The organism is uncultured Flavobacterium sp. (assembly GCF_963975005.1).
Taxonomy (GTDB): domain Bacteria; phylum Bacteroidota; class Bacteroidia; order Flavobacteriales; family Flavobacteriaceae; genus Flavobacterium.
On sequence record NZ_CAXBFR010000095.1, the window covers coordinates 1 to 11,138 of the forward strand.

12 protein-coding genes are annotated in these 11,138 nt (G+C 29.0%); 2 read left to right on the top strand and 10 right to left on the bottom strand.

Features of this window, described 5'->3' with window-relative positions; translation table 11 throughout:
• Positions 1-158 precede the first annotated feature (158 nt).
• Entirely contained in the window at positions 159-527 is a 369-nt protein-coding gene (locus AACZ53_RS10940) for a hypothetical protein (RefSeq protein WP_339838245.1), read from the bottom strand.
• 175 nt (positions 528-702) lie between these two features.
• Between AACZ53_RS10940 and AACZ53_RS10945 the strand changes: the two genes are divergently transcribed.
• On the top strand, positions 703-2,622 hold the full coding sequence (locus AACZ53_RS10945) for a DUF294 nucleotidyltransferase-like domain-containing protein (protein WP_339838248.1): 1,920 nt from the start codon (positions 703-705) through the stop codon (positions 2,620-2,622).
• 1 nt (position 2,623) lies between these two features.
• Positions 2,624-3,229, top strand: coding sequence for a 3'-5' exonuclease (locus AACZ53_RS10950; RefSeq protein ID WP_339838250.1), 606 nt, complete (start codon positions 2,624-2,626; stop codon positions 3,227-3,229).
• Here AACZ53_RS10950 and AACZ53_RS10955 read toward each other — a convergent pair.
• The 9 genes from AACZ53_RS10955 to AACZ53_RS10995 all read right to left on the bottom strand — a co-directional run.
• The gene (locus AACZ53_RS10955) at positions 3,180-3,854 is read right to left on the bottom strand and encodes a hypothetical protein (protein WP_339838253.1); all 675 of its coding nucleotides are present in this window, start codon (positions 3,852-3,854) and stop codon (positions 3,180-3,182) included. The two genes, AACZ53_RS10950 and AACZ53_RS10955, sit on opposite strands and share 50 nt — an antisense overlap.
• Before the next feature lie 3 nt (positions 3,855-3,857).
• Positions 3,858-4,340: a 4'-phosphopantetheinyl transferase superfamily protein gene (locus AACZ53_RS10960; protein ID WP_339838256.1), complete on the bottom strand. Its 483-nt coding sequence runs from the start codon at positions 4,338-4,340 to the stop codon at positions 3,858-3,860.
• Positions 4,337-4,591 carry an acyl carrier protein gene (locus AACZ53_RS10965; RefSeq protein WP_339838260.1) on the bottom strand — a complete coding sequence of 85 codons (255 nt, stop codon included), beginning with the start codon at positions 4,589-4,591 and terminating at the stop codon, positions 4,337-4,339. Before AACZ53_RS10965 ends, AACZ53_RS10960 begins: the two co-directional genes overlap by 4 nt.
• Positions 4,592-4,604: 13 nt before the next feature.
• Positions 4,605-5,879 (bottom strand): beta-ketoacyl-[acyl-carrier-protein] synthase family protein, encoded by a 1,275-nt coding sequence (locus AACZ53_RS10970; protein ID WP_339838263.1) that lies wholly within the window; start codon positions 5,877-5,879, stop codon positions 4,605-4,607.
• A gap of 48 nt (positions 5,880-5,927) precedes the next feature.
• Positions 5,928-6,350: a 3-hydroxyacyl-ACP dehydratase FabZ family protein gene (locus tag AACZ53_RS10975; RefSeq protein ID WP_339838265.1), complete on the bottom strand. Its 423-nt coding sequence runs from the start codon at positions 6,348-6,350 to the stop codon at positions 5,928-5,930.
• Position 6,351: 1 nt separating this feature from the next.
• Positions 6,352-7,404 (bottom strand): type III polyketide synthase, encoded by a 1,053-nt coding sequence (locus AACZ53_RS10980; RefSeq protein ID WP_339838268.1) that lies wholly within the window; start codon positions 7,402-7,404, stop codon positions 6,352-6,354.
• A gap of 49 nt (positions 7,405-7,453) precedes the next feature.
• The gene (locus AACZ53_RS10985; RefSeq protein WP_339838271.1) at positions 7,454-8,179 is read right to left on the bottom strand and encodes a methyltransferase domain-containing protein; all 726 of its coding nucleotides are present in this window, start codon (positions 8,177-8,179) and stop codon (positions 7,454-7,456) included.
• 23 nt (positions 8,180-8,202) lie between these two features.
• A complete protein-coding gene (locus tag AACZ53_RS10990) occupies positions 8,203-9,321 on the bottom strand; it encodes an NAD(P)/FAD-dependent oxidoreductase (protein ID WP_339838273.1) in 1,119 nt (372 codons plus the stop codon).
• Positions 9,322-9,399: 78 nt separating this feature from the next.
• Positions 9,400-11,138 (bottom strand): zinc-dependent metalloprotease (locus AACZ53_RS10995; RefSeq protein WP_339838275.1); only part of this gene is annotated, 1,739 nt, incomplete at its 5' end.

The following is an 11,138-nucleotide window of genomic DNA, read 5'->3' on the forward strand; positions in this document are numbered from 1 at the left end:
TAATTTAAAACGTGATTTTTTAGTACTAGACATTTTTAATTTATTATGTTTTTTATTCTTATGCAAAATTAAAGAGAAATTATAAGAGTTTACGTTAAGATATATATAAAAAAATCGGTAGTTAAACCGATTTATATTATGTAAAATAGAATTAGAAATTACATTGCGATAAATGCTTTGTTATATTCTTTAAGGTCTAATAAATTGTTTTTCTTTGAACAGTCTGTTAACAATGAAAGAAAATATTTAAAACTTTCTAAATTATTCTCAGTAGAATATATAGAAACTTCGTTTTCATTTTCTTCGTCAATTGGTTCATCACTTGGTATTTCAATTAAAAACGCGTCATTTTTATCTAAATGTTCATATGATAAACGTAATGCTTTAGTTAAAACTGGATTTTTTAATTCCATAGTAAATTCTCTAACTTTTTTTAAATCTTCGACAATTGAAGAAAAATCATATTTGTTAGATGAAACTTCTTTCTGAACTTTCTCAATAAGTTGTGTGGCTTGTTTGTTTTGCATAGTATAATTATAATGCACAAAACTAATCTATATCTATATCACAAACAAACCTTTTTTTATCTATTTTTAGATTTATATATTTGACTTATAATATACATTATGTAAAATAGAATATTTCAATAGTTCTTTGATTATAGTTAAAAGAATTGTAATTTCGTATGTAATAATAATACACATGAACAACTCTATTGCACAACGTATAGCTGATTTTTTAAAACATTATGAACCTTTTACTTATTTAAGTTCTGATGATATATATACAATTGCTACTCAAATAAAAGTTTTGTATTTTGAAAAAAATCAAATTTTATTTCAAATCAATGATAAAACGCATGATAATTTCTATGTAGTTAATTCTGGTGAAATTGGTTTAAACATAACTTCTGACTCTGATGATGTGTTAATTGACAAATGTGATGAAGGTGACATTATTGGTTTAAGGCCTTTTTTTGCAAAAGACAATTATTTAATGACTGCAAAAGCCCGTGAAGAAACTATTCTTTATGCTATTCCAATTGAAATATTTAAACCTTATGTTTCTCAAAATCAAGCGGTTTTAAACTTTCTATTAGAGAGTTTTGCTTCTAACACAAGAAATCCACACAGTAAAGAAAATAAAGGTAAATTAATTTCTGAAAATGTTATTTATAATGAACAAACAGCCGAAATTCAATATTATCAGCCTATAAAATATACTAAAAATCCAATTACTTCTAAAGCAAATCATCTAATTAAAGATATTGCTAAGAAAATGGTTGATCATAAAATTGGTAGCATTATTGTCGAAAAAAGTAACTTACCCATCGGAATTATTACAGATAAAGATTTGCGTTCAAAAATCGCTACAGGCTTATTTAGTATTGATGTTGTTGCAAAACAAATAATGTCAACTCCAGTTATAACAGTTGCAGAAAATCTTTCTATTGCAGAAGCTCAAATTATGATGCTAAAGTATAATGTGGGTCATTTATGTGTGACAATTGATGGAACGATTCATTCTGAAATTAAAGGAATTATTTCCGAACATGATATTGTTGTAGCTCAAGCTAATAATCCTGGAGTTTTAATAAAACAATGCAAAAGAGCTTCAAACTCAAAAGATTTAAGGATTATTCGAGAGAAATTAACTGACTTAATTGAACAATCTTTAGATAAAAGCATTCCTATAAACCATTTATGCTCTATAGCTGGAGAAATTAATACAGCACTTTCAAAAAAAGCTATTGAACTAGCTATTGAAAAAATAGGAACTCCTCCTCCAACCCGTTTTTCATGGATTGCCATGGGAAGTCAAGGGCGAAAAGAGCAATTATTGCTGACAGATCAAGATAATTTTATAGTTTTTGAAGATGTTCCTGATAAAGAGTATGATGCTGTTAAATCCTATTTTCTCCAATTAGCTGAAAAAGTGACTAAAACATTAAACAAAGTAGGATATGAATATTGTCCAGCTAACATGATGGCAAGTAATCCTTTGTGGTGTAAGTCATTAACAGATTGGAAAAAGCAATTTAATTTATGGATAAATGCTCCTGGAGATAACGGAATTCTAATGTGTTCAATCTTTTTTGATTATGATTTAGTTTATGGCGATGAATCATTTGTAGATAAAATTACACAGAACATCTTTGATAATACACATAAAAACGAATTATTCTTTGCTTATTTAGGTGCTGATGCCATAAAAAGTCCACCACCATTAGGATTTTTCAAACAATTTATTGTGGAAAGTGATGGAGAAAACAAAGATTCTTTCGATATAAAAGCTAGAGCAATTATGCCTTTAATTGACGCTGCAAGATTATTAGCCCTAAATAGAGAAATAAGAAATATAAATAACACTTATTTAAGATTTAAGAAATTAGCCGAATTAGAGCCTCAAAATGAAGATTTATACGAAGCTTGTGCAGATGCTTTTCTTACTTTATTGACTTTTAGAACAGAAGAAGGTTTGTTAAATGAAAATTCTGGTAGATATTTGAATTTAAAAGAGTTATCTAAATTAGATAAAGTAAAACTTAAGAACTGTTTTAGTCCAATTGAAGGAATTCAGGAATTGATTAAAACTCGATTTCAATTAACTTATTTTACTTAATATGGGTTGGAATTGGTTTAAGAAAATAACAAAAGCAAAACCCAAGTTTTGGGAAACGTATTTATCTAATTTTGACGATAAAGCACGAAATAATCGCTATGTAGTATTTGATTGTGAATCAACGGGTTTAGACTATAAAAAAGACAGAATTTTATCCATTGGAGCTGTTGCTATAGTTGACAATATGATTCAAGTGAATGATTACTTTGAAGTTTTTGTAATTCAAGAATTGTTTAAGCCTGAATCTGTTCCAATTCATGGTATAATGCGAAATGGAAATGAAAATAAAATTGTAGAAGTTGAAGCTATAATTCGTTTTCTAGAATATGTTAAAGATGCTACTTTGGTTGGACATCACGTGAATTTTGATATTGAATTAATTAATGAAGCCTTAAATAAGCTTGATTTGGGTAAAATCAAAAATGATTATATGGATACTGATGCCATGTATCAAAAATTGAAGTACTTACCTTATGAAGAACACAGAAGTTTAGACGAATTATGTGATATTTATAAAATCAAAAAAAGCGATAGACATACTGCTTCTGGTGATGCTTTTATAACAGCCCTACTTTTTTTGAAGTTGAAAAGAAAATTGGAGATTTAGGTTTTTTTATTTTAATTTCTTGATTTTCAATATCCCAAACTAATTTTTCTTTATTTAATTCAAACCAATTTTTCCATTTTGTAAAAGTTATTTCTTGATAAATAAAACTCTCATTTTCCTCACTATATAATTCATCATCTAAAATTGAAATATCAGTCAATCTGTGAAGTTTTTGATTTATATAATCAAATTCTTGTACATAATAATGCTGATTATCAAACATTTTTCTAATTATACTAACATATTTTAAATAAAGTTCTTTAGGTTCTTTTCTTATATATTTTACATTTTCTGTTACTTTTATAACCTTATATTTTGAGTCAAAATAGATATTATTTTTATTCAATTTATACCAATTTTCCCAATCTTCAATATTTTCTTTACTTGGACTTGGAAAAGAAACAAATTGTTCTGTATAATTTGATTTTACTTTTGTTAATTTATAAAGTTTTTCGACAGGAAAATCTAATGAATCCATATTAATAGGATAATTTGGTTTTTTGATTTGTCTAACATACTTTTTGTATTCTTTTCTACCTTTTTTTATATCCAAATTACTTGTTCCTTGAGTAATGCTTGAACATGAAATAAAAATCAATAAATATATAAATACAAATCTTTTCATTTTTTAAAATTTAAAACCAACAACTTCTATGACTCTACCATGATGACCCACAGATATTGGTTTGTTTGAATTTAATTCAATTGGTAAACCATTTTCGTTTTTACTATAATCTGAAGTTTTCAAATATTGAATTCTATTAAAATCTGATTTATCCAAAACCGCAATTGTTTTTATAAAATCTTTATCAATAGTCGTTTTTCCGTAAAAAAAGATCTCAAATAATTTAACAATTGATTCGTTTTGATCATTTATTTCAAGAATTTCTATTTTAACAGGGTAAAATCCTTCATTATACTTAATTCTCTGATAAGCCTTGTAAACACTTTCTTTAATGCTCCAAAGCATCCAAACCATTTCTTCTTGATTTAATGCTTTTTGTATTAATTCTTGTTCAAATGGTGTGAATAGTTTATTTAGAAAGCCCTTTCGTTTCCAATTGCTTTCTTTTCGAGCTAAAACTAAATCTACCACATCATTTCCTATCATTTTTCAGCTAATTTCGTTTGAATAATTGCAATTGTATTTTCTAAATCCAACATTTTTTCCATAGATTCATTATCAATCTCTATGTCAAAAGCTTCTTCTACATCTAAAACAATGTCTACCAAATTGGCTGAATTAATATTTAAGTCTGTGATAAAATGTGTTTTTTCATTAATAGCGTTGAAAGCTTCTTCATCCTTTACAAATGGTTTAACGATTGGCTTTAGTTTTTCTATTATTTGTTGTTTGTTCATTATTTTTTTTTAATTAGTCTTTATATTTTTTAAAAATTACACAACCGTTAACATCACCAAAACCAAAACTAGCTTTAGCTACAATATTTAGTTCTTTTTGCAATACTTGTTGTGGAATTTTATCTTCCGAAATTAGTTCTTTTATTTCTTCATTCAAATCTTCACAGTTGATATTTGGAAAAATAAAACTATTGTAAAGTTGAAGTACAGATGCAACCGATTCAACACTTCCTGCTCCAGACAAACAATGCCCAACCATTGCTTTTAGTGAATTTATATAAGGAAAATCAGTTCCTTTTCGACCTAAGGCTTGACTCCAATTTTGGATTTCTAAAGCATCTTTTGATGTAGCTGTTAAATGTCCGTTTATGGCATCGATTTCGTTAGGATTTACATTAGAATCTTTCAACGCATCTGTAATACATTTTTGAACCGCAATTGAGTTTGGTGCTGTCATAGTTCCTTCACCTCTTTGTCCACCTGAATTGATGTTTCCACCTAATATTTCAGCATAAATTCGAGCTCCACGAGCTAAAGCCGTTTCTAAATCTTCAATAACAAAAGCTCCTGCTCCACTTCCTGGCACAAATCCAGAAGCAGTTGCACTCATTGGTCTTGAACCTTTTTCTGGGGATTCATTATGTTTAAAAGTACAAACTTTCATCGCATCAAATCCACCCCAAATGTAGGGTCCAGAATCGCTAGTACTTCCTACTAACATTCTCTTAGCTTTTCCTTGTTGGATTCTTTCAAAACCAAGTAAGATGCTTTCTGTTCCAGTAGTGCAAGCTGATGAGTTAGTGGTGACTTGATTTCCTAAACCTAATTTTCCACCTAAATAAGCCGAAATTCCACTGTTCATGGTTTGAGCAACGGCTGTACTTCCTAATCTTCTGGTTTGAAAATCATCAATTTTATAGATTGATTCTCTGAATTTTTCAATTCCAGACGTTCCTGTTCCGAATATTGTACCACTTTCCCAATCTGGATTTTCGTTATTTTCAATAGTCAAACCTGCATCTTTCCAGGCATCTATTCCAGCAATTACGCCATATAAAATACCTGTTGAATTGAAATTTCGCAATTCTAATTCGCTAAAGTATTCTCGTTTCAATTCTTCTGAAATTTTTGGAGTTCCTGAAATTTGGCAAGAAAATTTTAAGCGTTCCAGTTCAGCATCAAATTCAATCCCAGAAATCCCTTTTTTTATGGCATTTGTGAACGCCTCCAATCCTACTCCATTTGGTGCAACTATTCCTAAACCCGTTATGACCACTCTTTTTTTCAAACTATATATTTTCTTTTAAACTCTTAACCCTTTAAACTTTTAACCTTTCTAAACAATCATTCCTGCCAAAACCCCAGAACAAACTTCCTCGTTCTTTTCATTTAGCATTTTGACTTTACATTTTAGTTTTCCAAAGCGATAATATACTTTTTCTGAAATCACCGTAACTTTTTCGTTTGGGTAAATGGGTTTCATAAATTCTACTTCAGATGATGTAAAACCTATGCTTTTGATTTCTTTTCCTTCGTTTAGATAAATTCCCAAGCAAACTAACCCAATTTGAGCCATTGTTTCCGTTAAAATAACTCCAGGAGTTACCGGGTTATCTTTAAAATGACCTTTATAAAAGTCTAGTGTTTCCTCAAAAGTAAACGAACCTTCTACTCCATTTTCGTTAATAGTCAAAATTTCATCTACAAACAAAAAAGGTTTGGAATACGGTAATTTTGATATTATTTCTTCTTTTGTCATGTTACCACTCTAATAAAACACGTTGAGCTGTAAATCCTGGTCCAAAACTCAACATTACACCTTTTTCACCAGCTTTTGGTTGATTGTTCATGATTCGTTCTAAAACGTATAAAACGGTTGCACTTGACATATTTCCATACAAACGAAGTACTTCTTTGGTATCATCTATGTTTTTTCCTAAGTCGGAAAATAATCCTTCTACTAAATTAACAATTTTTTTTCCACCAGGATGAAATATTAAATGTTCAATATCTTTTATTTCCAATTGATTTCTTTCTAAAAAAGGATGTAAAATTGCGGAGAAATGTTCTTCTATTGTGTCAGGAACTTCGATGTCTAAAATCATTTTCAACCCTTTATTAGTTAATTCAAAGCCCATCATATTTTCTTTATCATAAAAATGATACATGGATTCATCGACAATAGTTGGTCCAACTTCATCTTCATACGAAGACATCAAAACACAAGCTGCTCCATCTCCAAAAATTGCAGCACTCACAATGTTTGCCATCGAATAATCATCTAATTGAAAAGTAGCTGTTGGACTTTCGACTGTAATTACAACAGCTCTTTTGTTTGGATTTGCTTTCAAGAAATTTTTAGCATAAATAATTCCAGAAACTCCACCTACACAGCCCATTTCTGTGACTGGTAAACGAACTACATCTTGACGTAGATTTAATTTATTTATTAAATAAGCGTCTAAAGACGGAATCATAATTCCAGTACAACTTACTGTGATGATAAAATCTATGGTTTCTGGTTGCCAATCTGCTTTATCTAGTGCTTTTTTTAGAACTTTTTCTCCTAAAACAATCATTTCTCTAGCATAAATAGCATTTCTTTCTTCAAATGAATGTAAAGAAAACACTTCTTCAGGATGCATTATCGTGTAACGTTTATCAACATTTGCTCCTTCAAAAATCTTTTTGACTTTACGTTTAAATCTATCATCTTGATTTACTAACCAAGTATCTAAAAAAGGTAAGATATCTTTAGTTTCTCTAGAGAATTCTGGTAATTGAGTAGCAACATTTATTATTTTAACTGACATTTATTTTTTATATTTTAACCATTGCCTAAAGCCGAATGGCAATTAATTTCTAATTTCTGAATTCTGAATTCTGACTTCTAACAATCCATTGGTAACGAAATGCCCATTTCCAATGTATTTTATACTCTTTTAGTTTATTTCTTTCTGAAAAATCGATTAATTCTTGTTTTTTAAAACCTCTTAAAATGGAAATTAATCCATCTTCTTTTGACATTCTATTCAATTTAAAAAAAAAGCAAATTAGTTGAAATGCTCTGTAAGCTATTATATTTCGATGTAAATCATTAATCACAATTCCGATTTTTGCTTGCTTGTTAAAAAGTTGAATTAAATAATCAATTTGATTATTTTTAAAATGATGTAATGTTAAGGTACATAACACAATATCATAATTTAATTGACTAAAAGCTTCACTAAAAATATCTTCACATTTATAACTAATATTTGGATATTCTTTTGATAATTTTATAGCATAATCAATGGTAAAAGCGTTGGCATCAATTCCAATTAAATTGAATTTTAGGTTGTTTTTAATTCCAAAATCGGCTAAAGCTCTCAACATATCACCATTTCCACAACCAACATCTACGATTGTAATTTCATCCTTGGAATTTATTAATTTTTTGACTCCTTGTAAAGTTAGTTGATTTCCACCTAGCAATTGGTTAATGGAAGCAATCTTGTCTAAAGCTTCACGAAGTTCTTCTCCTTCTAATGAAAAATCATCCATGATTTCTTCTTCTTCCGTTCTATATTTGGTATTAATTGTTGGCATTTTTATGGTTTGATATTGTTTTTTTAAAGCGGTTTTCCATGTGTTTTTTTAATAATTATAGGTAATAAAAAAGGAAAGACTATCAACAAATTCATTGTTATTTTAGAAAGATACGAATTCAATAAGAGTTTGGATAAAAATTTTCCGAATTGTAATCTTTTTTTAAACGTTTTATTCCAAATTGAAATATAATTTGATTCCATTGAAGCTCTTGAAATCTTATTTTGAAGGAAGTCATCAACCAACTCACTTGCAATTTTGGCACTATGAATCGCCATTGCCATTCCGTTTCCACATAAAGGATGGATTAAACCTGCTGAATCTCCTATCATCAAGACATGATTTTCAATTTTAGGTTTATCTTCAAATGAAATTTGGCTAATGGTTAATGGATTTTCAAACAAAAGATTATTTTCTTTAAATATTGCTTCAAGATTTTTATTTTTAAATATCACATTTTCTTGAAAATCAACTATGTTTTTATACTTTTTAAACGATTCGTATTGAACAAGATAACAAATGTTTATTACATCATTTTCAACTTTTGAAACTCCACAATAACCACCTTCAAAATTATGCAAACCTACCAAATCATTAGGAAAATTGCCTGAATAGTGCGCTTTGACTCCTAACCAAGGTGATTTCTGTTTAATAAATTTACGATTTAATTCAATATCTAAATTAGATCTTTTTCCAAAAGCTCCTAAAACAATTTTTGATTGAAATATTTCATTTGATTGTGTTGAAATACTAAAAATATCATCTAAAAAATCAATTGAAGTCACGGAATCTTTAACTACTTTACCGCCTAGTTCAAGTACTTTTTTGTATAAATAATTGTCTAATATATAACGACTTATACCAAATCCACCTAAAGGCAATTTACCTTTAATTATTTTGCCTGAATGAGTTGATAATTGTGTTTTATTAATATTCGTAGGATGAAGTGATTCTATATCTAAACCTATTTTTTTTAAATACGGTAAAACTTCGTTGGAAATGAATTCCCCGCAAACTTTATGTTTTGGATATTCGTTTTTTTCAAATACAACAACGTCATAATTTCTATTTAGTAAATCTATAGCAGCTGTTAATCCAGCTAAACCACCACCAATTATAGAAACTTCATTTCTTGAAATCATTTTACTAATGTATGAATTATTATATGATTTTTTAACAATAATTCTTAATTAACAATTGTTCATAAAAAAAAAGCTTAATTATTTTGGATTTAAAATAGCGTCAATTCTAAATAAGCAGTCTTCTAAATGATATTTATTCTCTATTGAAGTTTGTAACCCTTTTTTATTTTGAATATTTTTCTGAAGTAAAGTTAATTCTCCTCTTACCAAAGCTCTTACATCTGATTGAGAAACATTATAACTTTCTTTTGAATCGGTTTTTTTAAATTCTTCTTTCATTAAAAACTCCATTCTTTCAATATAAGCTCTTTGTAAATTTCTTCTGTAAATAGTTGTATTTTCATTAGATTTTAATTCGCTCCAAATTCCTGTTCTAAGTTCTTGTAAAAATGTAATAGGCAGATAACTGTTGTTATCTATAACTGTAGCGTTTTGGAGTCTTCCTAAAGTTTCTAAACTCAAAATTCTATTTAAAGCACGTACTTGAAGATTTCTAAATTTCTCCAAATAACCTGTGTAGTCAGTGTTTTTAAGAATTGAGGTATTAACCAACCAAGTTGGACTATTAAACGCGTTTTCTTGCAACCATTTTAAAGCTTCTTGTTGTTTGATTTTGGGAACATTACTATAAATATCACCTGCTTGTGTAGGTTTTTTGTATGTTTCATAAACACCTCCAATATTTGTAGCAACATGTCCAATATATCTATTCCAACATCCTAACAATTCGTCATATAATTCATCAACATCCTCAAAATTATTAGTTTTTTCGCTAGTCCAATTTTCTAGATTATCACAAACAATTTTTAAATTTTTTAAGGCATAAGTACTAGCTTTCATTGCATCATTTCCAATATCTTCTGTTTGCGAACTTGGATCAAAACTACTGCCTTGGTTGCCAAACTTATATAATCTGTCATTGGCTTTTTCCTCAATCCATTTATCAAGAATGTTTACTTCGTTTTCTGGTGATTGTATATTAGGAATTTTTCGGTATCCCCAATTTACAGCATAATAATCATAAGGTCCCATTTGACGTATAAAACGTACATCTTTATCACCAGGTTGAGCAATGTAATTATAGCGAGCATAATCCATTATACTTGCTGAGATTCCCATTTTTTTGGTAAAAGCAGGTTGTCTATAACTCTCAACTTCATAAGCACAACTTGCACCCATATTATGGGGAAAACCTAATGCGTGACCAACTTCATGAGCAATTACCATTTGCATCATTTCTCCCATATCTTCGTCTGAAGTATCTAGAGTTCTTGCTTTTTCGTTGGCTGCACCAGTTTCTAATAAATATCTATTTCTGTAGGAGCGTAAATGATTGTGATACCAAATAATATCACTTTCTATGATTTCTCCTGTTCTTGGGTCGGAAACACTCGGTCCAACTGCATTTCGGGTTGTACTTGCAACGTATCGAATCACCGAATAACGAATATCTTCAGGACTAAAATCGGGGTCTTCTTCTAAAGTTGGAGCATCTTTACAAATTATGGCATTTTTAAAACCCGCTCCTTCAAAAGGTTTTTGCCATTCTTCTACACCAGCTTTAATATATTTTCTCAATTTTTCAGGAGTTGCGGGATCTAAATAATAAACAATTGGTTTTATAGGTTCTACTAATTCACCTCTGTTATAAGCTTCTAAGTCTTTTGGTTCTAGTCGCCATTTTTTAATAAAAGTCTTTTTATCTGATTTTAAAGCTTCACTAGAATAATCATATTGATTTACGGTAAACCATCCAACACGCTTATCAAAAAGTCTTAGTTGCATCGGTTCTTCTGGCAGCAAAACCATCGATTGAT